We start from the raw sequence: 25,549 nt of genomic DNA, 5'->3' as shown, positions 1-25,549 counted from the left end.
ACCAAGATCAGGAAGAAAATTAATGCCAGACCGAGAGAAAAACTCAATTTCTCGACTCCGGCTGAGGTCTTTTTCAAAAATATTTCGTAATGTTGCACTCGCTGGTTGACTCTGCCCTTGTTTGTTGTCAACGGATTAGATGTTAATTTAACGAAGTATTATCATAACGGATGAATATTTTTTTGTAATTTCGCGTGTTACAAATATAATAAAATAAGTATATGAATCCATTCGCATTGATTGATAAATTTTATCCGGAAGATAATGAATTGAAGCATATCCTGCTGGTACATAGCCGTTCGGTTGCCGACAAGGCGCTGGCTTTGGCACAGAAACATCCTGAACTGAATCTAGACTTGGCTTTTATTGGTGAGGCGGCGGTGCTGCACGATATTGGCATATTCCAGACCGATGCTCCTGACATTCAGTGTTTTGGTACTTATCCGTATATCTGCCACGGATATTTGGGAGCAGATTTGGTGCGTAAGGAAGGTTTTCCGCGTCATGCTCTGGTATGCGAACGGCATACCGGTGCCGGTCTTTCTCTGCAGAATATCCTCGACCGTGGTTTACCTTTGCCACATCGTGACATGTTGCCGGTGAGTATGGAAGAACAGATAATCTGTTTTGCAGACAAGTTTTTTTCGAAGACCAAACTAGACAAGGAAAAGAGCCTTGATAAGGCACGCAAGAGTGTTGCTAAGCACGGAGAAGAAGGTGCCGTGCGTTTCGACCATTGGTGCGAGCTTTTTTTATAGTCTTAAAAATACATTAAAAACAAAGGCTTCTGTGTTTATTTACAGGATAATGCTTACTTTTGCAGCGCATTGTGTAAAAAAAGAGTGAATGACGTCATTTAAGAAAACCACATACTCGTTTTTGTTTCTGTTTTTCGTGAGCTGCTTTTTCTCATTGTACGCTGAGGCTCAGCGTGCCAAGGGAAAGCGCGCACGAAAAAACAATACAGAGCTTCGTACAGATTCTTTGCAAGCGGATTCGTTACAGCTTGATTCGTTGATGAGAGACAGCCTTATGGCCGATTCGCTGGCAGCCGACAGTTCGAAAAAAGAACCGCTGGACGCTCCGGTAATTTACGAAGCAAGTGATTCTATAGTCTTTACAAAGGGAGGGTATGCCCATTTGTATGGTAACGGTAAGGTGAATTATCAGAACATCGAACTGACTTCGGCAAAGATTTCGATGAATATGGATAGCAGTACGGTATTTGCCGAAGGAGTGGTGGATACGGCTGGTGTAAGTTCGGGCACTCCGATATTCAAGGATGGCGAGACACCTTACGAATCGAAAACGATGCGTTATAATTTCAAGACCAAGAAAGGTTTTATCAACGATATCATCACCCAACAAGGCGAAGGCTATGTGACCAGCGTGAATGCCAAAAAAGGGGCGGATGATGAAATCTATATGACGGAAGGCAAGTATACGACGTGCGACAATCATGAGCATCCGCATTTCTACCTGAAACTGTCGATGGCGAAAGTGCGCCCTAAGAAAGACGTGGTATTCGGTCCGGCACAGTTGGTGGTAGAAGATGTACCGTTGCCGCTTGCCATCCCGTTCGGTTTCTTTCCTTTCAGCAGCAGCTATTCTTCGGGATTCATCATGCCGACGTATGGTGACGAAATGAACCGTGGTTTCTACCTGCGTGACGGAGGATATTATTTTGCCATCAGCGACAAGATGGACCTGAAACTGTTGGGTGAAATTTATACCAAAGGTTCGTGGGGGCTTTCGGTGGCATCGAATTATAACAAACGGTATAAGTACAGCGGTTACTTTAATGCCAGTTATCTGGTGACAAAGACAGGCGAGAAGAATATGCCCGACTATGCCGTGTCGAAAGACTTCCGTATTCAGTGGAGCCACCGGCAGGACTCTAAGGCAAACCCGAACAGTTCGTTCTCGGCAAGTGTGAACTTTGCGACCAGCAGTTACGACCGTTCTAGCTTGAGTACGTTGTACGACCCTTCTTCGTATAGCAATAATACGAAAGCGTCCAGTATCAGTTACTCACGCAATTTCCCTGAAATCGGATTGAATATTTCGAGTACGTTCAACATTACGCAGAACACTCGCGACTCTTCGCTGAATATGACACTGCCTGATGTAAACATTTCGTTGAGCCGTATTTACCCCTTCAAGCGCAAGAAGGCGGCGGGCAACGAGCGTTGGTACGAAAAAATTTCGTTCCAATATACGGGTGCCTTGACCAATAGTGTGGACACCAAGGATAACCTGCTGTTTAAAACTCCGTTCTCGCAATGGGAGACCGGTATGCGCCACAATATCCCGATTGAGGCGAACTTTACCTTATTTAATTATATAAACATTACTCCTTCGTTCGACTATACAGAGCGTTGGTATACCAAGAAAATCATGCGCAGCTATGATGAACAGCGGCGTGAAGAGGTGCGTGACACCATCAACGGTTTTAATCGTGTGTATGATTATAATATGTCATTGTCGATGAACACCAAACTGTATGGTATGTACAAACCGTTGTTTTGGAAGAGCAAGGACATTACCATCCGTCACGTGGTGACGCCAACTGTGAGCTATACGTATACGCCTGATTTTGGAAGATCAAAATTCGGTTATTATGAAACTTATACCTATACAGACGAAAACGGCGAAGTGCGGACTACAGAATATTCTCCTTTCGAAGGTATGCCGTATGGTGTACCGGGACAAGGGGTTTCACAAACCGTTGCATTCTCATTGAAAAACAATCTGGAAATGAAGATGGCATCGGATAAGGATACGACGGGGTACAAGAAAATCAGTCTGATTGATGACCTGACGGCAAATCTGTCGTATGATATAGCCCAAAAGCGCTGGAGCAACCTGACGATGAGTGCCCGTCTGAAGCTGACCAAGAGTTATACCTTTAATATGAATGCTACCTTTGCCACGTATGCTTATAAATTTGACGAAAACGGAAATGTAGTGACCAGCGACCGCACGGAATGGTCGTACGGACGTTTCGGACGTTTTCAGGGATACAGTGGCTCGTTCTCATATACTCTGAACAATGACACATTCAAGAAACTGTTCGGTAAAGGAGATGACGAGGACAAGAAAGACAAGGACAAAAAAGATGAAGAGGAGGATAGCGACGAAGAGGATAGCGAAAGTACAGACCAGACAAACAATACAGCCAACCGGAAGACGGAAGATGCCAAACTTGACCCTGACGGTTATCTGGCATTCAATATGCCGTGGAGCCTGAGCCTGAGTTACAGTTATAGCATCCGCGAGAATACCAGTGGTAAAATCAATATCAAGAAAATGCGTTATCCGTATGCCTTGACCCATTCATTGAACATTTCGGGAAATGTGAAGATAGGAAGCCGTTGGAATATCACGTATTCGAGTGGTTACGACTTTACCTCGAAAGAAATGTCTATGACTACGGTAAATATCACCCGTGACCTGCACTGCTTCAATATGAGTTGTGGCCTGGTGTTCGGTCCGTTCACATCGTATAACTTCTCTATCCGTGCCAACTCCAGTATGTTGACCGATGCCTTGAAGTGGGACCAGCGAAGCAATACGGGTAGCCAGGTGACGTGGTACTAAATAATTAATAGTAGTGAATATCCGCCATGACAAGCAAGCTTTGGTTTCTTCGCCATAAGCAGCATTGTTTGTAAGATTATTAATCTTACAGCGTGAAGATTATTAATCTTACAGCGTGAAGATTAATAATCTTACAAGCAAGGCAGTCATGTGGATTTAAGGTGACAAGCGATAAAATGCACCAATTAATGCCGCGAGAAGTATAACGGCATTACTCTTTCAGCCGGAAATAGAACGTGTGTTCATGGAATACCTGCTCTACCAGTCCGAAGCGGATAAAGTCGGCAAGGAGGTTGGTGATTAGCTTGCGGTTCATCCGGGTGAGGCGTTGGCATTGGTTGAGGGTGAGGCAAGGATGTTGTGCCAGCAGGTTCAGTACTTGTTGTTCGCGTTGGGTGTAGGCGATGATGACCTTTTCCTCGTGCCGGTTGTGCTGCCAGATGTTCAGGTGGATAGGGCTTGCCAGAATGTTTTCGTCCTTGATGCGGACGTATGCCCACCGCCGTTCTTCGGCATCAAGGGCGTAGACGGGTTTTCGCGGGCTTTCATCGATTACCACTTCCAGCACATCTTTTCCTTCTACCTTATATATATAGGTATGCAGGTCGACGGGCGGCGTGCAATAACGTTGGGCGGCGGCTTCTATCATGTAGATTTCTTCTTCGGAGCGCACGCCGGCTATCTTTCCGTTGTCTTTTACTCCTACCAGCAGGCGTCCTCCTTCGGTATTGGCAAAGGCGGAGATACTTTTGGCTATCTTCCGGGCATCGGAGATTTCGAACTTGAAGTCCTGATGCACGTGTTCGCCTTCGCTGATAAGCCGCTGTATGTAGTCTGCCGGATGTGTCATTTTTTAGTTGACTAGTTGACCAGGTACTAGTTGACTAGGTTTTAAATACCTTTGAGCATGTTTGGTATCTGAAAACCTAGTACCTAGTCAACTAGTTCCTAGTACCTGATTAATTACAATGTTTGTGGGTCATGATGTCGAGCACCATCTTGTCGGTCTCGTTCATGCCTTTCGAACCGATGAGGGTAAGGTTGCGGATGCTCCGGTTCACGTTCTCTTCGATGATGCCCTCTACGGCAGTGACGCACTTCTGGTCCATAGCCATAATGGCAGACATCACGGCAGTAGATACGCCGCTGGTTACTTTCAGGGCACAGCTGGGCTTTGCCCCGTCGCATATCATTCCGGTGAGGGTGGCAATCATATTCTGCACGGCGTACATCACCTGTGCGTAGCTGCCTCCCATCAGGTAGGTGATGCCGCAGCTGCTTCCGGTAGCTGCCACTACACATCCGCAGAGCGCCGAAAGCTTGCCCAGGCTCTGTTTGATGTAAATAGCGGTGAGGTGGCTTAGCGTCAGGGCACGAATGAGCTGTTCTTCGGTGGCGTGGGTGTCTTCGGCAAAGATGACTACGGGAAGGGTGGCAGATATGCCTTGGTTTCCGCTTCCTGAATTACTCATTACAGGTATCATTGCACCTGCCATACGGGCGTCGCATGCGGCAGAGGTGTACGAGAGGATGTGGGTGAAGGTATTGTTCCCCATAATCTTTTCTTCATTCTTGTTAGTGCACAACATACGTCCCAATCCGTGTCCATAACAGCCTTTGAGTGATTGTTCGGCGGCAGCCTTGTTCAGATTTTTGGCTTCGAGGATGAAGCGGATTTCATCGATGGGGGCAGTGGTGGCGAAATCAAACACCTTGCGTAAAGTGAGGTCGACCGTTTCTTCGTCTTCGGCCGAGGTGGTGCCGGTACGTTTGTCGAGCTGCACTTCTCCATTACGGCATAAGTAGACAAAGTTGGTATGTCCGCCGCTGATGATGGCGGTCGCTACATTGTTCCCGTTTGTACAGGTCACTTCAATGTATAGTTTTTCCTCGATGTCGTCTTTTAAAGCGATGTTGATGCACTGGGGACGTGCTATCATTTCCTTTCCTTTTTCTACAGCTTCGGGTGTGCAGTCTTTTAAGACTTCCAGTCCGTATTCCGACTTGCCGATGAGTGCGCCCAATGCAATGGCGATGGGAAGACCTATCATTCCCGTACCCGGTATGCCTACGCCCATCGCGTTTTTCAGGATGTTTGCACTCAGATAGACGTTGATATGTTCGGGTGTACAGCCCAAAGCCTCAGTAGCTTTTGCTGTGCAGAGTGCTACTGCAATAGGCTCGGTACAGCCGATGGCAGGAACCACTTCTCTTTTCATCAGAGCGATGATTTGCTCTCTTTCAGATTTGCTGATGATGCTCTCCATTTGTTTGTCTGTTTGTCTTGTTTTTGATTCGTGTTGCAAAAGTACATTTTTTTTTGCAGAGAATGTGCAGGCTGGAAGGGAAAATCTTTTCGCGTGAAAAACAACGCATGCCATGCGGGTTTGCAATCCGGCGTGACAAAAGGACGGTAAATTTATACAATCCATTGCATTTTCACTGCTTTTCACTATCTTCGCAACTAAAACCATTTCTAATTGACAAGGATATGAAAACAAGATGCTTATTGGGAGCGTTGCTCCTGTCCGTATGCAGTCTGGCGGGATGCAGCGATGATGACAACAACGGAAGCGGATCCGTTACCCCGTTCGACCTGGGAAAGACCTATTATGAAACAAGACTGGCACGGGGCGATACCCAAATCTACATCACGAACGGCAGCGGCGATGTCAGCCTGACAATAGCAGATGAAAACGTACTGCAAGCCACCTATGAGGAAATTCTTGGTGCCGATGAAGTGAAAGGAGCCGTACATCTCGTGGGGAAGCGGAAAGGAACCACCGCACTCACCCTGACCGACAACGTGACGGGCGACAAAGAGACGGTGGAAGTGAAGGTGACGGATTGCTATATCGCATACGAAATCATCGCGAGCAACCACCCTGCACTGCAACAAGACATGACGCTCTATCTGGTAAACAACGAAGCCCGCGACTGCTATTTCTACTCGGAGGACCAGCCGGATAGCACGCCTGCGGCAACGGGCACGTATGAATTTCTTGTGAAGCAGACAGAAGAAGGTACAGCCCCTTACCTGCGCTTGTCTTATCCTTCCAGTGCCGATGGGAGTTTTGCGGAAAGCGTTTCCGGACACGACTTCCGAATCGAAATGCAAGGGGCGGACGCCACCTCCTCGGCAAGCCTGACAATCATTGAAACATATTTAGGCGTGGATTGGGAAGCGCTCATCGCCGACGCCCAGGCCAAAAGCCTTCCTCCGGCGCGCTACACGTTGCTGCTGACCGTGCCGGATACGGACTACGTGATAACGAGCATATTGAGCACAGTGGCAATGCCGGAGAACGTATTAGACTGAATACGTTCTCCGGCATTGCAAATCATATAAGTTCATCCTCTGTAAGATTAATAATCTTACACTAAACGAAGCTATCTGCGTTGAGAGAAGAAGATAATAACAACAGCCTTTTATTCAATGCATGGTTATGGATTTGCGCATATAATTAAGGGTTATCTGCCCGACCGGCGAGTTTCCAGCCCGATATATTTTCCTGAATGTTCCATAAGTGTGCATACAGCCCTTTCTTTCGGATAAGTTCATTGTGCGTACCTTCTTCCTGTATCTGCCCGTTGTCCAGAACAATGATCCGGTCGGCGTTCTGAATGGTTTTAAGTCGGTGGGCAATGGCTATCACGGTACGTCCTTTGATGAGCGTGTCGATGGCTTTCTGCACTTCCACTTCGTTTTCGGGGTCGAGGGAGGCGGTCGCTTCATCCAGCAGAATGATTGGCGCGTCTTTCAGAATGGCACGGGCTATGGATATGCGCTGCTTCTCACCGCCCGACAGGGTGCAGCCTCCTTCGCCTACCATCGTGTCATAGCCTTGAGGCAAGCGCATGATGAAGTCGTGGCAACAGGCTTTCTTGGCTGCGGCGATGATTTCCTCCTCCGTCGCATCGGTTTTGCCGAAACGGATGTTGTTGCGTATCGTGTCCTGAAACAGATAAACATCCTGAAATACCATGGATATGTGGCTCATCAGGCTTTCGGGATCTGTTTCATCCATCGGAACATCGTTGAAGAAGATACGCCCTTTCTGTGGGTCGTAGAAACGGGCACAAAGCTTCATTACCGTACTTTTCCCGCTTCCCGAAGGACCGACAAGAGCCGTCAATGAATTTTTAGGAAGGGTAACGGTTATATCATGCAACACTTCCTTGTCCTGATAAGCGAACGATACGTGCTCGAACCGGATGTCGCCAGCCACCGGAGATTGCCGTTCCCCTTTCATTTCCGGTTCGTTCATCAGGCTAAGGATGCGTCCTCCGGCAATGGAGAAATAACGGAACTCGGTGAAATTGGTAAGGGCGGAAGTCAGCGGATCGAACACACGGGAACCGACTACGAGGAACAGTACGAATACGAGTATGGAAAGCTTGCCCCCTAGCAGAAGATAAGTTCCACACAGAACCATCATCGTCAGTCCGGCACGAACCACTGTGATACTTAGCAAAACGAACGGACCTAACAAGGCTTCCTGCCGGATGCAAGCGCGGCGTAGCTGGGCAAAGGCATCACGCAACCGGACGAAACGGTCGCCCAGCAGGTTGTAGGCTTTCATCACCCGGATGCCTTGCAGGTATTCTTCCAACCGGTTTCCGGCACCTATTTTGGCTTGAATCTGCTTGCCGCTCAGTTTCCTTTGTACACCTGTGCTTGCCCACAATACAAGCATGGCAAGCGGAAGCGCGGCAAACATGCTGACCGCCATCCTCCAGTCTATCCAGACCAGCGAGGCAAAAGCCAGTACGGGCATGACCACGGCCCCCATCAGCTGGGGCAGGTGGTGCGAGATGCCGGTTTCCGCCATCATGAAGTCCGTAATAAGCATGGAAGACAAATCGCCGGGGTCACGTCTGGACAGGAAGCCCAGCGAAAGTTTCCGCAGATGTTCCGCCAACGACAGGCGTCCCGATGCGCTCATTTCGTAGGCTCCCCGGAAATTGGCGCGATAGGATGCCCGTTCCGCCAAAGCCATGACCAGCATATAAACAACCATAATAGCGAATATATACCACAGGCGGGTGGTGTCAAGCGGCTGTCCGCTCCCGTCAAAAGCACTGAAGATGATGCGTACCGCTTCAATAGAGAGGCAGAACGGCACGATATTGACCAAGTTGGCAAGCATGGTGTATCCGACTGGCTTGTAAAGCCGTTCGGTATGTCCGATGGTAATGTTTTTGATTGCGTTCATATCTTGTTCTCCTTTTCAATTTTTGTTCAACGTCCAGTGGTAAGCACTCGTATAGGCATCCCACATATTCTTATATATACCTTCTGTGACGGACAAGACTTCGTGTTTTCCGCACTGCGCCATCCGTCCCTCCTTCATGACGATAATCCGTCCTGCGGAAACAACGGAAGAGAGGCGGTGCGCTATTACGATGACTGTCTTGTCTTTTATCAAAGATTGCAAAGCCATCTGCATCTTATACTCGTTTTCCGGGTCGGCAAATGCCGTGGCTTCGTCCAGCACCAGTATCGGGGCATTCTTTAGGATAGCACGCGCCACACATATCCGTTGGGCTTCGCCTCCTGAAAGAAACACACCTTTATCGCCTATCCGTGTGTCGTATCCCTGCGGTAACCGTTCGATGAAGTCATGACATTTGGCGGCCTTGGCTGCGGCTATCACTTTTTCCTGCGTGGCTGTGGGAGAGCCGACGGCAATGTTCTCATAGAGCGTGTCATAAAACAGGAACGTGTCCTGGAATACGAAAGACACCATGTCCATCAGCTTCTCCGTGGCTATCTGGCGGATGTCCACGCCGCCTATGCGTATCTCTCCCTGTTCCACATCCCAAAAGCGGGGAATCAGATTGGCTATCGTAGACTTGCCGCTTCCCGATGGGCCCACAAGTGCCGTTATCTCTCCTTGCGGTGCCGTGAAGCTGACATCGCGCAAGGCTTCCGTCCGCGTGCCCTGTTCCGTGTTTTCGTAGGAGAATGATACATGGCGGAACTCCACATCGTAGGATGTAGGCACCTGCGGGTGCTCCGCTTCCGGTACAGGCTTTTTTTCCAAGATGCGGTCGATGCGTTTTACACCCTCATCGATGTCGCGCGTGTTGCCTCCCAGGAATGTCAGTTTATAGACGGGAGAAGCCATGCCCGGTCCCATGATGATGAAAAACAGCCATACCACCGCCAGCGACAAGGATTGCGGACTGGCCTGCATCAGCAGGATGCCCATGGGAAGAATGAACATCACCATCGAATTGAGCAGAACCGTAAAGGCGATCATCCCGTTCTGGTAGGTGTCGCAACACTTCAAGGCAAAGGTTTTATATGCCTGGATTTCGGCATTGAACTGACGGAACGAACGGACACTTTGCCCGAATATCTTGACCACGGGCATCCCCCGCACATACTGCACGGCAGACGCGCTCATCTTTTCCTGCGCATCGTAGTAGATGCCCATAAACTCCCTTGCCCTTTTGCCCATGAAATTAGAGAATTGAAGAAACAGACTGACCACTACGACCGCCAGGCATACGGCCGTCAGCCACGCATCCAGCGAAAAGAAGATGGCAAGCATCACCGCTACCGTGGCTACCACGTTCACTAAGTCCGGAATGGTATGGGCGATGAACCCCTCTATCTTTTCGATGTTTTGGTCCATCGTTTTCTTGATGGCCCCGGTGGACGTGTTGTTCAGATACCCTAACGGAAGCCTGCCGATGTGTTCGGACAGGCGGACACGCAATCCATAGAGTATGCGGAAAGCCGCAATGTGGGAAGACATCAAGGCGGCATACAGCAATACCAGTCCGCCGACAAGTCCCCCAAACGCTATCCATCCCCAACGTATCATGACGGCTCCGTCCGAAGCGGCGGGATTTCCTCCATGTGTCAGCAATTCTTTCAAAACTTCATAAACCGCCCAATAGGGCACGAGCATACACACCGCGCTGCCAGCAGACAACACGCCTGCCATGACGAGCAGCCCTTTCTTCTGTCCCGCTATCTCGAACAGCCGGGACAGACCTTCTTTCTTTTTAGTTTGATTCATTGTATATTATTTTGATAGGATTTTATATCCGAGTAATGAACTGAATTTATAACATAGCCAAGGAATGCGCCCTAATACTTGTCCGAAGAAGAATCCCCAGCGTGAGCGGAAAAACTTCATGTAGTTAGCTTGTTCGATGAGTTGCAAAGCCGGTTCCCATTGTTCCACCAGATGTCCGTCGCTCAATCCCGAACGGATTTGCGCCTCGTGATGGCGGAGTGAATCGGGCTTTACACCATGCCGGCTCATCATGGTGCCACATACGTCAAACCACAACTCTCCACCTCCGAAACGGCTTGTCACGTGATGCAGGAAGCTTTTTACCTGCTTCTCGTAAAAATACATCAGCACACCTTCCACAATGAAAATAAATTCCGCATCGGGATGTTTCCGACGTAGCTCGTCCATCCAGTCGGTTTCCAGTAAGGAAGCTGCGATATAAACATTACCTGTCTGTTCGGGTATCAATTCCCGACGTAGTGCCATGACTTCCGGCAAGTCCAAGTCATAAAAAACAGCTTTGGGGTTGCCGATACGCTGGAAACGGGTATCCAATCCGCACCCTACATTTACGACTACCGGACGGGGATGCGTATCGATAAACCGTTTTACGGCACGGTCGAAATACCAGCCGCGCACCACGCAGCCCACTTCGCTCAGCTTTGCCCCATCGAATTGGGAATAATCGTATTCCAAGCTGTCTGCCAACCGTTCCGCTGCCTTGTCATCCAGAATAGGATTGACACGGCGGCTTTCTTTCGCTCTCATGTATAGCGGAATGAGCAACGTCTCCGCCACAATGCTCTTAAATTCGTGTTTCTGTTTCATTATATTGTAATTTAATAGTAAACGTTTCGATTGAGTGAGAGCAAAGCGAGTTTACTTGCTTTGCCGAATGTGAGAAAAGTGCGCAAAAGCGAACGATATTCAGAAATGTTCATAAAAAAAGGAGGAAACCTCCGTGAAGATTTCCTCCTTGCCAACCGTTCCAATACGGTTGAATGTTCGTATGTACGTTGTCTGTATCTCATATTTGGATGATTGCCCTCCAGCCTTGAATTTCAAAAAGAATATAGTCGTGCAAGATGGTTTCCATTTCCTGTTGGGGAACCGAATGCATCAGCAGTTCTTCGAACAGGGTGAACATCCATACCGTATGCAGGTGGATGATGAAATCGGACACTGCCGTATTGATTTCGGGATGCTTCTGCTGCATGGACGTGAACCATGCCTTGACCAGTTCCGTAGAACGGTCGGTGTAGTTCTCGCGGAAATGTTCCAATGAAGAGCCTTGTGCGCGGAACAACAGAATTTCCATCAGCCCGCGGTGCGTGTTAATAAGCGAAACATATTCATCGATGCAGGACTTCAGATACTTTTCCGACCGCATCATCATAATATCCTCACCCCGTATGCCGTGATGCTCCTGCAACATGGCTTCCAAGGCATACAAGACCGGACGGACCACTTCACGGAACAGCTCGTCTTTGTTCGCAAAATAGTTGTAGATGTTTCCGACCCCAACTCCTGCCAGTCCGGCTATTTCACGCATGGAAGTTTTGGAATATCCTTTCTGTGCGAATTGCTGCCTGGCAATAGCCAATATACGGTCGCGTATGTCTTCTTTCAGCACTTGCATGATGTTTTCTGTTTTTTCTTTCTGCAAAAATACAAGGCTTGAAATAATCCGGCAATACCTATTTATAGGGATTTGTGGTAGGGGTATTCTTGGTCAGTTGTTATCCACCGGTTTCCCTAAAATTTTCCGGATGTGTTGCTCTAAGATGTGGTAAGCCGGTTCTGCCATGGAGCCGTGCCCGTGTCCGTCTATCTCGTAGAGGTAGGTTTCGGCATGTCCGGTCAGTTTCATCATCCGCCACATGTAGGCGTTTTCTTCGTATCGTCCGAAAAGCTCGATGTTGCGGTCGCCTGTAATCAATACCAAGGGAGGAGCGTCTTTCCGGACATGAAAGAGTGGGGCATACTCATCAATGGTCGGTTGCAGGTTTCCGATGCCTTTCATGTCCCGATAAGCGAAATGGCTGATCATCTGTCCGCTGAACGGGATGAGTCCTACTATCTCATTGGCATCGGTCTGATAATTGGCGAGCCATTTCTTATCCAAGCCTATCATGGCGGTCAGATAGCCTCCTGCCGAGTGTCCCGATACGAAAATCTTCCGTTTGTCTCCTCCGTATTTCCCGATTTCGCGGAATACCCATGCCACGGCTGCCGCTGCATCATCAAGGCATTCGTTGATTTCCACTTTGGGAAGCAAACGGTAGTTGACGGCGACAAGCACCATGCCCTTTTCTTTCAGTTTCCACGGGAAAGACTTGTTGCCTTGTGTCAGTCCGCCTCCGTGAAACCATACGACAACAGGGCATCCCGTCGTGTCTTCGGGATAATAGATGTCTAACTTGCAGCGTTCTTTCACGTAGGCTTCTTCCGATTCCTTGTAGGGAATGTCGTGCACTTCGGTATATTTCAGGGTTGTGCCCCAAGCAATGCTGCCTAACAGCATCGCCAAAAGAATTAAACTTAATCGTTTCATGGTTTTTGTTGAATTATTAGAAACGCAGATTATTGTAATTTACGATTTGACAATTTACTATCTACTATTTGAACTTTAAATCGTACTTCGTAAATCGAAAAATAGTAAATTAAAATAATCTGCGAAAATCTGTGTTAATCTGCGTTTCTGAACTGACTGTTTGTATAGACTTTAAAATCTAAATTGAAAATCTGTGTAATCTGTGGTGAAAAAGTCAGAAGCGTTCGATGACCTCCATGCACATGCGGCCGTTGTGGTAAGGACATTTCCAGAATCCAGCCTTGTCATCGCGGCGGTTTACGGTGCCGTCGGGCAGGAGGCTCCAGTGCCATTCGCCTTGTTTGTGGTCTATCAGTTTCGTCTTGATGAACTCCCAGCAACGGGCGGCGGTGTCGAGAGCTTCCGTGTCGCCGAAGTGCTGGTAGAGATTGATGTGTCCTACTACGTTTTCCGCCTGTACCCACCAGTGCAGTTCACGGTCTATCTTTTGTTTGTCGAGGAAGTTTTCGTATATCATGCTTCCATCGGGATTTAGTCCTTCATCGGCGGCTTGAGCTATCCGGATGATGATGGGCTCTATCCGTTTCAGCACTTCCGGGTCGCCCAGTACCAATGCCGCTTCGTGGATAAGCCATGAGGCTTCGATGTCGTGACCGTACGAATAGATGCGGTATTTGTTGGTCCAGTCTTCTTCGAAGAACAGGTTGAGGTGTCCGGTCTGTGGGTCGAGGATGCGGGTGATGAATACTTCAATCAGGTTCCGTAGTTGTCGTTCCAGCTGTTCGTCCTTCCATACGCGGTAGAGGTTGGTGTAAGGTTCCAGGATGTGCAGGTGCGTGTTCATCGTTTTCTTTTCGTTTTCGTCCTTGTCGCTCAGGCGCATGTCTTCGATGGGTTGCCAGTCGCGGGTCAATGCTTCCACATATCCGTTTTGTTCGGAATCGAAGCTGTGTTGTTCGATGACATCAAATAATTGTTGGGCATACGCCAAGGCTTCTTCATCACCTGTAGCACGGGCGTATTCACTCAGTCCGTAAATGGCAAACCCGATGGCATAGATTTGTTTTTTCGTATCGAGCGGATTGCCTTTATAGTCCAGTTCCCAGTAAATGCCGCCGTACTGCGGGTCGTAGAACCGGTCTATCAGATAGCGTTTGGCACGGGTAGCTGTTTCTAAGTATTCGGGTTTCTTCAGCAGGCGGTAGGCAGACGAGAACGTCCACAGGATGCGTGCGTTCAGTATCGCGCCTTTCGATGCTTCAGGTTTCAATTCGTCTTCGCCGGTGATTTGTCCGTAGAAGCCGCCTTCTTCGTTATCTTCCATTTTGTTCATCCAAAACGGAAGGATGTTGTTTTCAAGCTCGGAGCGCATTTCATTCCGAAGCTGGTTGATAAGTTGATTCATAGTGTGTTGTTTTTTTCACCACAGATTACACAGATTTTCAATTTAGATTTTATCAGCTTCCTATCCAATTAAAAAAATCTGTGTAATCTGTGGTGAGCATAAAAGTTAGGATTTTCGTTTCTCGTTCAGCTTGCCGATGATTTCCTTCATCTTCTGCTCGCCCAGCGGATAACCGATGACGAAGAGCATTGAGACGAATGCTGCAGCCCCGGGCAACCAGCTGAGGAACAGTTTGATGCCGTGGATGGTCTCGGCACTCTGTTCGGCATTGGCTTGGAATCCGAAGTAGGAGAGCAGCCAGCCCGTTACTGCCGTGCCGATTGCCCAGCCGAACTTCTGGCTCATCGACGAGGCACTGAAGATAAGTCCTGTAGCGCGGTTTCCGCTGCGCAGTTCCGAATAGTCGGCACAGTCGGCATACATCGACCACAGGAGCGGAAAGATGCTTCCGGCACAGATGCTGATGAGGCATTGGAAGATGAATATCCATACCAGGTCGCTGCGGTCGAACCAATAGAAGATGATGCTGAGTGCGGTGGCAAGGAGCATGGCGATGGCAAAGGTGTTTTTCTTGCCTATCTTGTTGCTGACCGGAGCCGCCAAGACTACGCCGATGATATTGGCAGCCTGGCCTACGGAGAGGAAGAGTCCGCTCAGCACGAACGACATCCCGAAAAGCGTGATGACGTGGAAGTCTGATTCCACGATGTAATATTTGAAGTAGTACACCGCCGCTCCGTCGCGGATGGAATTGAACACCAGCGAGGCGATTCCGGCTCCGAACAGAATCCACCACGGGCGGTTATGGAAGAGGTCGTGTATGTCATCCTTCAATGAGCTTTTCGCTTCCTTGATAGGTTTTACCCGTTCTTTGGTCCACGAGAAGCAGCCGAAGAAAAGCAAGACGCACATTGCCGCAATGACCATTACAGCCATCAGCCAGCCATGTTGTTGGGCGGCTATGTCCGTACTGTGTCCGCTGAAAGCGTTTGCCATGGGCATGAACAGCAGCAGGGCAATGAAACTTCCGATGTAGGCGAACATCATGCGGAAAGTAGAAAGCGTGCCGCGTTCTTTCGGGTTGGGGCTCATGACGCCTAAGAGCGAAGCGTAGGGCACGTTGATGCCCGAATAGACCATCATCATCAGCGAATAGGTGATGTAGGCGTAGACTAATTTACCCGCTTCGCCAAAAGGAGGTGTATAGAACGTCAGTATGCCGATAAGTCCGAACGGGACGGCAAGAAAGAGCAGGTAGGGACGGAACTTCCCCCAACGGCTCGACGTACGGTCGGCGATGATGCCGATGACAGGGTCGAACACCGAGTCCCACACACGGGTGACGAGGAACATTGTGCCCACCATAGCCGCCGGAAGTCCGAATACATCGGTATAGAAAATCATCAGGTAGGCTCCGAACAGCTTCCAGAACATCGAGGAAGCCATGTCGCCCAGCCCGTATCCGATTTTTTCTTTGAGTTTAATCATGGTTATTAAGTAGATGTTGAGAATTAGTTTATATAATCTGTCGGCTCAGAAACGCAGATTAACGCGGATTAGCGCGGATTCTTTTAATTTACTATTTTTCGATTTACGAAGTACGATTTAAAGCTCAAATAGTAAATTGTCAAATCGTAAATTATGCCAATCAGGAGTTAAAAGAGAGTTATAGGGAGTTATCGCCCGCCAGTGCGGGCTGGGAGTTAGATGCCAATACCTCTTGCACCGCTTTCAGAAGCAGGACTATTGGCCTTTAACTCCTGAACGAAGTGATAACTCCTGTGAAACATAACTACGTTTAACTCCTGATTCGCATAAATTACAATAATCTGCGCTAATCCGCGAAAATCTGTGTTTCTGATAATATCATTAATTTTGCATACTTACTTATTTGTTTAGCTGAAAGAGGAATGAAAAATAGATGCCCCACTCTTCATTCCTCATTCTTAATTATTCATTTCCCAAGGTTCTTGTCAATGAGCCGTTTCAGCGTTTCTACCGAAGCGGTAGTAGTCAAGCCGTCTTGAGGCGTGTTCATGCAGTAGTCTACCAACTTGTCGATGGTAGATACTGCTACGTGCATCCGCGTGTCAGAAGAAGCGTAATAGATGTACACCGTGCCGTCGTCATCGGCAATCCAACCGTTGGTGAACAATACATTTGATACATCGCCGATGCGTTCTTCACCTTCGGGAGCCATGAAGTAGCCGCCCGGCGAAGCGATAAGTTCGCTCGGGTCTTCCAAAGAAGTCATATACATATATAATACGTAGCGCAGCCCGGCAGCACATCCGCGTACGCCGTGAGCCAAATGCAGCCAGCCTTTCGGAGTCTTGATAGGGTGTGGTCCCTCGCCGTTCTTCACTTCCTTGATGGTGTGGTAGTAGCGGAGGTCGATGATTTTCTCTTCCTTCACTTCGGCATGCGTGATGTCGTCAATCAGTGCCCAGCCGATTCCTCCGCCGCTTCCGGCATCGATGAATCCGTCTTGCGGACGGGTGTAAAGGGCGTATTTGCCGTTTACAAATTCGGGATGAAGCACCACGTTACGCTGCTGGCTCTTCGATTTCAGGTCGGGCAGGCGTTCCCATGTCTTCAAGTCTTTGGTGCGGGCGATGCCTGCAGTGGCTGTAGCAGAAGAGAGGTCGCCTGCCGGAGCATTGTTGTCATGGCGTTCGGCACAGAAGATACCATATATCCAGCCGTCTTCGTGGGCGGTGAGGCGCATGTCGTAGATGTTGGTGGCGGGGATAACGTCATCGGGCATGGTTACAGGGTAATCCCAGAAGCGGAAGTTGTCTACCCCGTTGGGGCTTTCCGCTACGGCGAAGAACGATTTGCGGTCAGCACCTTCCACGCGGGCTACGAGCAGGTATTTCCCGTTCCATTTAATCGCTCCCGAGTTAAGCACGGCGTTCATGCCGATGCGTTCCATCAGGTAAGGATTGGTTTTCTCGTCAAGGTCGTAACGCCAGAAGATAGGGGTATGCGCTGCGGTCAAGACGGGGTATTTATAGCGTGTGTACACGCCATTGCTTTCGGCTACAGGTTCGTTCTTACGTGTGATAAGTGCCTCGTGACGGGCAATGAGGTCTTTTACTTTTTCTTCGAATGAGGTCATATTCGTGGTTGTTTATGGTTATTATGGAAATGAACACAGAGGCACGAAGGCACAGCGTTTTATTTTGAGCATACAAAGTTCACAAAGTTTGCTTTAATTCTCTGTGTCTTTGTGTCTCTGTGTTCAATTTAAATTAGTTACTTTTCATATCTCCGGCAAAAAGAGTTTTCGGGTCGTTGTAGAACTTCACGAAGTCCTGTTCCGACACTTGTCCCGGATAAGGTGCATAAAAGTGGTTTTCCTTTTCGCGGGCATTGCGCCATACCAGTACGTAACTGATGGGATATTTCTGGATAATAGGCATCAGTGTTCCGGTCCACCATGTAGAATCGGGAATGGTCTCGTATCCGGTCTCGGTAACGGCAATGGCTTTATTGTGCGACTTGCCTATCTGGGTCATTATCCGCAGTGATTTGTCGAGTGCCTGTTCGTAGGCGGCTCTTTCGAACTGGTAGGCATCTACGCCGATGAGGTCGACGATGCTGTCTCCCGGATAGCGTTCCAGGTATTCGGTCGTGTCGTTCGGCTCAATGCCGGGCGAATATGCCCAAAGTAACTGGTCGGCACCTTTTTCTTTCATGCGGTTGTAAGTCATGCTCCACAATGCTTTATATTCTTCGGTAGAGCAGAGTTTCTGTCCCCACCAGAACCAGCTTCCGGTATGTTCGTGCAACGGACGGAAGAGGACGGGCACTTTGGTGCCGTCTGCTGTGCGGATGGAGTTCATGTAATCGGCGGCACGGTCCAGCCATGTGATGAATTTCTCATGGTTGGTTCCTCCGGGCAGAACGGAACGCACAACGGTAGAATCGGATACATCCCATGTGTCTTTTCCGGTCTGCGGATTATCGAGGTGCCAGCTGAAGGAGGACATACCGCCCCTTTCGTATTGTGCTACCACTTCACGTCGGATGCGTTCGAACGATACTTTATCGAGATTGACGCTATCGTTCAGTTCGATATGTCCCAAGTCGAACGACATCATGGCGGGATAGTCGCCACACACGCTTTTCACGTCGCTGCGGTTTTCATCACCGTCCCACCGGATGCCATACACGGGATCATCGTGATGTCCGAACATGAACACGCCTTTTTCGGGAAGCGTTTTCAGTGTCTGGAGCATCGCGAGCGCTTCGGGGGTGCGTGCGGACACTTCTTGTTCTTTTGCATTGTTGCAGGCTGCCATTGTGGCTATCAGGCAAGTGCCTGCAAGTATTGTATGGATGGGTTTCATTTTGAGTTTTTGAGTTATTGAGTTTTTATATTATGCGCGGTATGGATTTGTGCATTTTGTTGATGTCGCCACAGAACGTCAAAAGACTCCGTTGACGAACATAAGTGACATGGCCGACTCACTTATGTGAAACGTGCGAGTTACTTATGTTAAACGGTCGAGTCACTTATGTTCATCAAAACGCATGCTTCTCTACGGTGATGGCAATCTACAATATGCATATTTCAATGCCGCTTAAAGTATAAGTTATTGAGTTTTTGAGTTTGCAAATTTACAAACTCAAGAACTCAAAAACCTACAGGCTTATCTAAATTCTCCGCATTTGATGACATAGTCTTGGCTCATAGCGTCTTCCCACCAAGTTTGGTCGGCATGTGGGGTGGTGCTGTTGTCGGAGTCATACCATGGCATGAACCATAACCAGCGTGCACCTGCGTTCCATTGCTCAGAAAGCAGTCCGACCGTAGAGTCGGTATATTCCGAATAACCGCATTCGCTCAGCGTAATCATCTTGTTGCCGAAGTCGTTGATGAGGGTTTGGTATTGCGAAGCGCAGTCGGCAGCATCGTTGCCGTACAGGTCGCGCCCGATAATATCTACATACGCATCACCCGGATACCAGTCGGCATCGCCTGTTTCGCTGGTCCATACCCAAATCAGGTTATTCAAGCCTTGCGCTTTGAAGTAATCAAACATCTGAATCCAGAGCTTCTTGAAACTGTCGGCGTTCTTACCCCACCAGAACCATCCTCCTGCAGCTTCGTGCAGCGGACGCCAGATGACCGGAATGTTTGCGTTGTGTAACAGTTTGAGGTAACCTGCCATCTTTTCAAGGTCAGCTTGTACGGTACGGTATTCCCACGTTCCTTCGGTAAAGGCATTGTCCATGTTGAATGCCGTTTCGCTTAGGGTTGAGGTGTAGTTGTTTGTATCAGTATCACCTTCTGTCTTTGGAACGTTCCAGTGCCACATGGCGAGTACGATGCCTCCGTTGTCCCACCATTCTTTCACCGGTGTGATGTCCGAGTAATCAATCCAGCTGGAAGGTGAAGAAGCCAAGTGCAGGTAGTCGAAGCAGTTCATAGCCGGATATTGTCCGGTCCATTGGTAGACTTGTTCGGCATCGGCGGTGTTCCAACTTCCGGTCTGTCCCGATACACCGTCTACAGCCATTGTAGCGGAAAGGGTACGTGTCTCAAAGTTTTCTACCAAGAAGTCGTACACCTGTTGTGCTTCGGCAGTCAGCGAATTTACCGGTGTGGTATTGAGTCCGGTTGTACTGAACGTCAAGCTTACTTCGGGTGCTGGCATTTGGTTGGGACCTGTTACCAGTCCTGCAGGAATGGTAAGCGTGTAAGTAGCTCCACGGTTGGGGCAGTTTGCCACGATGGTCAGTGTATTGCTTACTCCGATGACATCGGCACTTACTACCGTTCCATTATCAGATATGCTGATTTGGCTGGCATCTTCGGAAGCGAAATAGATGTTCTTGTCGTATTGCAGGGTGACGGTAACATTGCCTGTTTTTACGGTGCTTCCTGTTTCAGGGGTTGCCGAAACGAATACAGGAGCATCTACTTGGGCGATGTCGTGTTCTACGTCGGTGTCGCAAGCGGCTAATAAAAAGACAGCCGCAGCGAAAGTATATAATATATGTAGTTTTTTCATAATCGTCATTAGTTAAGTATGGTAACTGATTCGATGGTATAATTCTTTCCTTTTACAATCAGTCCGCCCGACTGGATCTGGCTTAGGATGTTTTCGTTGACAACCATTGTAAACGAATCGCCCGAGAGTGCGAATCCATCGTATGCGGGGTCAATGGAACTCCAACTGCTGTTCTGGAAAGCTCCTTGTGCGTCTGCTCCGATGTTGGAAATGTAGACGGTGATGATAGAGCCGACATGTGCGTCAGCGAAGAGTTCACTGCCTAATTGTACATAACCTTCCCAATTGCCTGCATTCACGGCAGGTCCGGCATAGATGACTACGGCTGCTCCGTCGGCGATGCTGATGGTGTAAGGCATTTCTCCATTCGAAGATACGAGGGTCAGTGTGGCCTCGCCAGATACGTCGGCAGGCAGTGAAATCAGAAGGCTTCCGTCTCGTACAATGTACTGTACGGTGTTTCCGTTCAGTTGTACAGAGGTTAGCTTGTCACTGTTTTCGATGCTTACTTCAAGCAGTGCGCCCGACTTGATGTCTTCTTCAGGCCATGAAGTGATGTAGCAGCATTGCGGTTTGGTTACGTTCAATGCAGGGCAAGTGACGGTTTCGCCGTTTGCCATGGTGACGGTAACGGTTACTTCGCCTTCCGCAGTGGTGATAGGCACTTCTATATCCGGTGCCGCGCTGGGTGTAACCGCAACTGCTTCTCCGTCGCCAAATGTAATAGAGGCGATTAGGTCAAGGTTGCTCCCGCTCAGCGTTACGCTTTCACCTGCCGAAACGGTTGTTGGAGTATATCCGTTGACTGTAGGTTTCAATGTTTCGATGGCTACGGCTACTTGTTTCCCGCTTCCGGTGTTCAGCATCAAGTTGCCGCTTTGTGCCATTTCGGGCATAACGACGGTTGCTTGTTCTTCGGTTTGCGAAGCCAAAGCTACAGGTTCGGATACATTGGGGAAAGTAACATGGGTAATCAGTCCCATGTCTTTTCCGGTCAATGTAATTGTGTTTCCTGCGCGAAGTCCGGTAGCAGGAGTAGCCTGTACTTCGGTTGGTACAGCCATAGCTAAATGAGCGATTGTTACTTCCACGCCCGATGCCGGAATCATGACAACATCGCCATCGGCTGCATCGGCAGGGATTTCGAAGCGGAGTATTTCATCGTTTGTTACTACAAATTCTGCTTCACTTCCATTGCTGGTCCGTACTTGTTTTACCAGATTCAAGTGTTGTCCTTGTATCTCTACCGTATTTCCCGGTTTGGCATTGTTCAGTTGGCTGACATTGTTAACCGAAGGCAGCACCACGGTCAGTTCTTCTTCCGAATAAATTTGGTTCGGAATCTCTGCCGTGTCCGAAAGGATGATGAGTCCGCTTTGGGCTTCTTCGGGTACGGTCAGTGTGATGCGTTGGCGGGTATGCTCGATGAAGTCTGTATAATCCACTTCCACTTCCTCGGCGAAAATAACCTTCTGCATCAGATTCAGGTAATCACCGGTAATGGTGATTGTTTCTCCTGGAAGTACACTGGTCGGGCTGAAACTTTCCAACGAAATAGGTTCCGAATAAGTTATCTTGGTTTCGGTTTGTATATCTCCGTTGGGTGTTTTCAGAATAACGTATCCTTCTTCTGCTTCTTGCGGAACGGTGACACGGATTTCACGGTCGCTGATGACTTGTATGTCGGTGATATCCGCACATCCGGGTATGGATATGGCGGTCACTTGATTCATGCCGCTACCGATGAAACGGAGTTCGCCTCCACGTGCTACCGGGCACGGACCGAATACATTCAGGCTGATACCTCCTGTGAATTGGTTGGTATCCACATCGTCACCTTGGCAGGATGTGAAGGATATACCGCTTCCCGTAAGAAGCAACCCTGCCAGGCAAAGGGTTAAGATTCTATTTGTTTTCATTGATAATTACATTTTTAAAAGTTAATGAATGGGCACTACACGGATGTTGTCGATGCAGATAGTCGGTGTACATGCCGTACCGGTTGCTCCTCCGCCATATACAAAGATAGTCAATCCGGTGATATCTGTAGCGGAAAGTGCGTTAATAGCTGTTCCCGATGAACCAAAACGGAATTCAGACAACGGAATGGTGACTGTGGTCCAGCCATCGGTGGTGTAGCTTCCGGATGATTGCCACGGAATCCAAAGGGCGCGTGGGAAAGTTTCGTTCTGGAAGAAGCTGTTGTTTTGGTTCGAACCGCTTACTTCGTTGTTGGTAGTCAGCATGATTTGCATCGCGCAGGCACTCCACGCATCGGGTACATTAACTTCAAATTTGAACTGCAGGTTGCTTAAATCTTCAAAGTCGGTCAATGTGTTCAGATAAGGAGTGGCATCGTCTCCGTTCGGCCAGTATTCGAAAGCGAAATGGCTGTCGTCCCAAGTGCCATTGTCCAGGTTGCCTTGGAATATCAGATAGTTGTTGTCTATCGGGGCAATTTCTGTCAGTGTGCCGATGGTGGGCGCATGCCATCCATTGTAATTGTATAAGGCATCGTCTCCGTCGTTGTCGAAGTCGAATAATACATTGCTTTCCATATAGCGGAAGGTAGATTTTCCGGTTCCGTAGATGGAGGTAGCGTTGATGTAGCTGGTTGAAACGCCTTGCGGAATTACGAAGCTTACAGCGTTTTGGCTGATGCTGGTGATTTCGGTTACAGGTACATTGCCCATCGTGATGCTGAGCGGCACATTCGGGTCGTCAATAAAATAGTTTCCGTTGATAGTCACTTCGGTGCCCGGTGTGGCGTATTCGTTTGTCATCGAAGTGATTTCCGGTTCGGGCACTTGGATGTTGAAGTCGTATGCTACCGTATCCTTATTGATGTTGACCAAATACATTTTATTGGTCACTACGGAAGGGATGGCTGACGGTACGTCTACAATGATCGTGTGGTCGGTCATCAGACTGGTGTTCAGGATGGCCTTTTGGTCATTGAAATATAATTCATACACGCTGCGCAGGTTATCTCCAACAATGCAGATCGTATTCGACAAATAAGATCCGGTAATCAGAGAGTCAGCTACAGCAGGGTCGGGCAGACGTACGTAATGTACCGTAGGCAACCCTTCGGCTATTTCGTATTTGTCCGGCTCGTCTTCACAGGAAGTGATAGCTATTCCTGTGAAGAAAATTGCCAATAGAGCCAGACCTTTGATATATTTCGTTGTTTTCATTGTTCAATTGTTTTAGAGGGTTAATAACTGAATTCGCTACGAACGTCTATATGAATAGGATCTTCCATCAAATGAGGGTTGAATACCACGTCTTCGGTCGGGAACGGCAGTGTGAAGGTCGATGCGGTAACATTCGGTTTTACTGCGTCCGGATTATAGCGGTGTTCATCCGGATTGACGGTGAACGAGCCTGTATTGTAATACTCTTCGTACAAATCATCCAATCCGTAATACACGTCACGGCGTTGGTTAGTCAGTTCGTTGATGGCACGTTGTGTGTCGTAATACGAGAGACGTACAAAGTCATACCAACGGTCTCCTTCGCAAGCCAGTTCCAAGCGGCGTTCTTTCCATACATCTTCCCATGTGATGGATGACGGACGTTCATACGTGTTTACCGAGCGGTGGCGTACTTGATAGAAAGCATCAATGGCAGAAGCATCAGTTGTAGAACCTGCATTGCCTATCATGGCTTCGGCATAAATCAGGTAAATGTCAGCCAAGCGGAGCAGGTGAGTGCTCAATCCGCTGTGTTGTGAAGATGCCGATACGCCAAGGGCTGATAGATGGTCGTTAGCGTTTCCATACAGATGTTTCACTTCGTTGGCTCCTGTTGCGCTTTGGTATTGTTTCGGACCTCCGTCATAACCGAAGCAGAAGTCGATGTAGTTGAATCCGCCTTTGTCTTGCCAGAAGTATTCATATACGTCCCCACACATCATCATGGTAGCTTTACGGCGTGCGTCTCCGTTGTACCGGGTTGGGCTGAGGGCATTTTCTCCGAAAGCGTCTTGCAGGTCTACCGACGGTCCATTATAACCTCCCCAGCAGTCACCGAATTCATCGAATCCAACGATGGCAAGGTCGGACTGCATTTGGTTTTGGCAGGTCCAGACTTCTGTAGAAGGAGACCAGTGCCAAGATAACAGACATTCTTCGTTGGTGTTGTTTGCCAAACGGAAGATGTCAGAGTAATTACTTAGCAAATGTCTTCCTGAGTTGTCGATGACGTCTTTAGCGTAAGCTGCTGCTTGGCGCAAGTCGTCTTCGTTGCGTGAACCGCTCATACCGTACCCTGATTTTGTAAGGTATACTTTTGCCAATAATCCTTTTGCGGTGTATTGGTCAATACGTCCTTCTGAATTGGTAGCCGGAAGCAATTCGATGGCTTTTTCCAATGTCATAATGATGTATTCGTACACATCCGGAATCTGGACTTTGTATTTCTCGTTGTAATTTCCGGCGGCAATGTCGGCAGAGTTGCTGTGTACGATAGGCACGGCACCGAAGATGCGTACCAGATAGAAGTATGCCATTGCTTTCCATGTTAAGCATTCGCCGATACAAGTGTTAATAGTTTCGGGCGAAGCGTTGGCTGTAGCGAGCCGTTCGCGGATGGTGTTGGCATACGCATTAACCGACCACAACGAGTATGACATATTGATTAGGTCTTCATCCGTACCGTTTACTGTAAAAGTAAGGTAGGGTGATGAACCCCAGTAGTAGTTGCCCGAAAGCACTTCGGCTACTTTGAAGAAACCGCGGGAGAAATCGAACCACGGTGAATTGTAGAGCGGATTTACGCCCTGAATGCACTGGTCGTCGTTAGCGTAGAAGTTGTCTACGTTATAGGTATCTTCAGCCGGGCGATCCAGAAAATCTTCGCAGGAAGACAGTCCCAGTCCGAAAAGAGTTGCCAATGCTATATGTTTGAAAGTATTCAGTTTCATAATTCT

The 25,549-nt window shown here is 48.5% G+C and carries 18 protein-coding genes; 3 read left to right on the top strand and 15 right to left on the bottom strand.

Annotated features, from left to right (window positions below):
* Positions 1–221 precede the first annotated feature (221 nt).
* Together B5F25_RS13280 and B5F25_RS13275 are read left to right on the top strand one after the other, a co-directional pair.
* Positions 222–758, top strand: a complete 537-nt coding sequence (locus tag B5F25_RS13280; protein WP_022039656.1) for an HDIG domain-containing metalloprotein — start codon at positions 222–224, stop codon at positions 756–758.
* 259 nt (positions 759–1,017) lie between these two features.
* Positions 1,018–3,600: a putative LPS assembly protein LptD gene (locus tag B5F25_RS13275; RefSeq protein WP_225226311.1), complete on the top strand. Its 2,583-nt coding sequence runs from the start codon at positions 1,018–1,020 to the stop codon at positions 3,598–3,600.
* Between the two features lie 211 nt (positions 3,601–3,811).
* Here the strand turns inward: B5F25_RS13275 and B5F25_RS13270 are convergent, their stop codons facing one another.
* Positions 3,812–4,450: an ATP-binding protein gene (locus tag B5F25_RS13270; protein ID WP_087250077.1), complete on the bottom strand. Its 639-nt coding sequence runs from the start codon at positions 4,448–4,450 to the stop codon at positions 3,812–3,814.
* 109 nt (positions 4,451–4,559) lie between these two features.
* Positions 4,560–5,858 carry an L-serine ammonia-lyase, iron-sulfur-dependent, subunit alpha gene (locus tag B5F25_RS13265; RefSeq protein WP_162614419.1) on the bottom strand — a complete coding sequence of 433 codons (1,299 nt, stop codon included), beginning with the start codon at positions 5,856–5,858 and terminating at the stop codon, positions 4,560–4,562.
* A 233-nt stretch (positions 5,859–6,091) separates the two neighbouring features.
* Between B5F25_RS13265 and B5F25_RS13260 the strand changes: the two genes are divergently transcribed.
* A complete protein-coding gene (locus tag B5F25_RS13260) occupies positions 6,092–6,919 on the top strand; it encodes a hypothetical protein (protein ID WP_087250073.1) in 828 nt (275 codons plus the stop codon).
* A gap of 145 nt (positions 6,920–7,064) precedes the next feature.
* Here B5F25_RS13260 and B5F25_RS13255 read toward each other — a convergent pair whose 3' ends face one another.
* The 13 genes from B5F25_RS13255 to B5F25_RS13195 form a co-directional block, all read right to left on the bottom strand.
* A complete protein-coding gene (locus tag B5F25_RS13255) occupies positions 7,065–8,816 on the bottom strand; it encodes an ABC transporter ATP-binding protein (RefSeq protein WP_087250071.1) in 1,752 nt (583 codons plus the stop codon).
* A gap of 15 nt (positions 8,817–8,831) precedes the next feature.
* Positions 8,832–10,634 carry an ABC transporter ATP-binding protein gene (locus B5F25_RS13250; protein WP_087250069.1) on the bottom strand — a complete coding sequence of 601 codons (1,803 nt, stop codon included), beginning with the start codon at positions 10,632–10,634 and terminating at the stop codon, positions 8,832–8,834.
* A 6-nt stretch (positions 10,635–10,640) separates the two neighbouring features.
* Positions 10,641–11,462: a class I SAM-dependent methyltransferase gene (locus B5F25_RS13245; RefSeq protein ID WP_087250067.1), complete on the bottom strand. Its 822-nt coding sequence runs from the start codon at positions 11,460–11,462 to the stop codon at positions 10,641–10,643.
* A 199-nt stretch (positions 11,463–11,661) separates the two neighbouring features.
* Positions 11,662–12,273, bottom strand: a complete 612-nt coding sequence (locus tag B5F25_RS13240) for a TetR/AcrR family transcriptional regulator (protein WP_087250085.1) — start codon at positions 12,271–12,273, stop codon at positions 11,662–11,664.
* A gap of 93 nt (positions 12,274–12,366) precedes the next feature.
* Positions 12,367–13,188, bottom strand: a complete 822-nt coding sequence (locus B5F25_RS13235; RefSeq protein WP_087250064.1) for an alpha/beta hydrolase — start codon at positions 13,186–13,188, stop codon at positions 12,367–12,369.
* Positions 13,189–13,402: 214 nt separating this feature from the next.
* Positions 13,403–14,593 carry an AGE family epimerase/isomerase gene (locus B5F25_RS13230; protein WP_087250062.1) on the bottom strand — a complete coding sequence of 397 codons (1,191 nt, stop codon included), beginning with the start codon at positions 14,591–14,593 and terminating at the stop codon, positions 13,403–13,405.
* Between the two features lie 105 nt (positions 14,594–14,698).
* Positions 14,699–16,081, bottom strand: coding sequence for an MFS transporter (locus B5F25_RS13225; RefSeq protein ID WP_087250060.1), 1,383 nt, complete (start codon positions 16,079–16,081; stop codon positions 14,699–14,701).
* A 466-nt stretch (positions 16,082–16,547) separates the two neighbouring features.
* A complete protein-coding gene (locus B5F25_RS13220; RefSeq protein ID WP_087250059.1) occupies positions 16,548–17,714 on the bottom strand; it encodes a glycoside hydrolase family 130 protein in 1,167 nt (388 codons plus the stop codon).
* Positions 17,715–17,847: 133 nt separating this feature from the next.
* Positions 17,848–18,900 (bottom strand): glycosyl hydrolase, encoded by a 1,053-nt coding sequence (locus B5F25_RS13215; RefSeq protein ID WP_164496647.1) that lies wholly within the window; start codon positions 18,898–18,900, stop codon positions 17,848–17,850.
* 351 nt (positions 18,901–19,251) lie between these two features.
* Positions 19,252–20,616 carry a glycosyl hydrolase gene (locus tag B5F25_RS13210; RefSeq protein ID WP_087250083.1) on the bottom strand — a complete coding sequence of 455 codons (1,365 nt, stop codon included), beginning with the start codon at positions 20,614–20,616 and terminating at the stop codon, positions 19,252–19,254.
* 8 nt (positions 20,617–20,624) lie between these two features.
* Complete coding sequence (locus tag B5F25_RS13205; RefSeq protein WP_087250055.1) at positions 20,625–22,535, bottom strand: hypothetical protein; 1,911 nt, start codon at positions 22,533–22,535, stop codon at positions 20,625–20,627.
* Positions 22,536–22,556: 21 nt separating this feature from the next.
* Entirely contained in the window at positions 22,557–23,813 is a 1,257-nt protein-coding gene (locus B5F25_RS13200; protein ID WP_087250053.1) for a glycan-binding surface protein, read from the bottom strand.
* A gap of 20 nt (positions 23,814–23,833) precedes the next feature.
* On the bottom strand, positions 23,834–25,543 hold the full coding sequence (locus tag B5F25_RS13195) for a RagB/SusD family nutrient uptake outer membrane protein (RefSeq protein ID WP_013617704.1): 1,710 nt from the start codon (positions 25,541–25,543) through the stop codon (positions 23,834–23,836).
* Between the last annotated feature and the right edge of the window lie 6 nt (positions 25,544–25,549).

The organism is Bacteroides sp. An19, from assembly GCF_002160215.1.
Lineage (GTDB): Bacteria > Bacteroidota > Bacteroidia > Bacteroidales > Bacteroidaceae > Phocaeicola > Phocaeicola intestinalis.
This window is presented reverse-complemented; position numbering and strand designations above follow the sequence as displayed.

What these genes read in the sequence shown, in the direction of transcription:
- B5F25_RS13280 (WP_022039656.1), top strand. Translation starts at nt 222, where the DNA reads ATGAATCCATTCGCATTGATTGATAAATTTTATCCGGAAGATAATGAA.
- B5F25_RS13275 (WP_225226311.1), top strand. Translation starts at nt 1,018, where the DNA reads ATGAGAGACAGCCTTATGGCCGATTCGCTGGCAGCCGACAGTTCGAAA.
- B5F25_RS13270 (WP_087250077.1), bottom strand. Translation starts at nt 4,450, where the DNA reads ATGACACATCCGGCAGACTACATACAGCGGCTTATCAGCGAAGGCGAA.
- B5F25_RS13260 (WP_087250073.1), top strand. Translation starts at nt 6,092, where the DNA reads ATGAAAACAAGATGCTTATTGGGAGCGTTGCTCCTGTCCGTATGCAGT.
- B5F25_RS13255 (WP_087250071.1), bottom strand. Translation starts at nt 8,816, where the DNA reads ATGAACGCAATCAAAAACATTACCATCGGACATACCGAACGGCTTTAC.
- B5F25_RS13250 (WP_087250069.1), bottom strand. Translation starts at nt 10,634, where the DNA reads ATGAATCAAACTAAAAAGAAAGAAGGTCTGTCCCGGCTGTTCGAGATA.
- B5F25_RS13245 (WP_087250067.1), bottom strand. Translation starts at nt 11,462, where the DNA reads ATGAAACAGAAACACGAATTTAAGAGCATTGTGGCGGAGACGTTGCTC.
- B5F25_RS13240 (WP_087250085.1), bottom strand. Translation starts at nt 12,273, where the DNA reads ATGCAAGTGCTGAAAGAAGACATACGCGACCGTATATTGGCTATTGCC.
- B5F25_RS13235 (WP_087250064.1), bottom strand. Translation starts at nt 13,188, where the DNA reads ATGAAACGATTAAGTTTAATTCTTTTGGCGATGCTGTTAGGCAGCATT.
- B5F25_RS13230 (WP_087250062.1), bottom strand. Translation starts at nt 14,593, where the DNA reads ATGAATCAACTTATCAACCAGCTTCGGAATGAAATGCGCTCCGAGCTT.
- B5F25_RS13225 (WP_087250060.1), bottom strand. Translation starts at nt 16,081, where the DNA reads ATGATTAAACTCAAAGAAAAAATCGGATACGGGCTGGGCGACATGGCT.
- B5F25_RS13220 (WP_087250059.1), bottom strand. Translation starts at nt 17,714, where the DNA reads ATGACCTCATTCGAAGAAAAAGTAAAAGACCTCATTGCCCGTCACGAG.
- B5F25_RS13215 (WP_164496647.1), bottom strand. Translation starts at nt 18,900, where the DNA reads ATGGCAGCCTGCAACAATGCAAAAGAACAAGAAGTGTCCGCACGCACC.
- B5F25_RS13210 (WP_087250083.1), bottom strand. Translation starts at nt 20,616, where the DNA reads ATGAAAAAACTACATATATTATATACTTTCGCTGCGGCTGTCTTTTTA.
- B5F25_RS13205 (WP_087250055.1), bottom strand. Translation starts at nt 22,535, where the DNA reads ATGAAAACAAATAGAATCTTAACCCTTTGCCTGGCAGGGTTGCTTCTT.
- B5F25_RS13200 (WP_087250053.1), bottom strand. Translation starts at nt 23,813, where the DNA reads ATGAAAACAACGAAATATATCAAAGGTCTGGCTCTATTGGCAATTTTC.
- B5F25_RS13195 (WP_013617704.1), bottom strand. Translation starts at nt 25,543, where the DNA reads ATGAAACTGAATACTTTCAAACATATAGCATTGGCAACTCTTTTCGGA.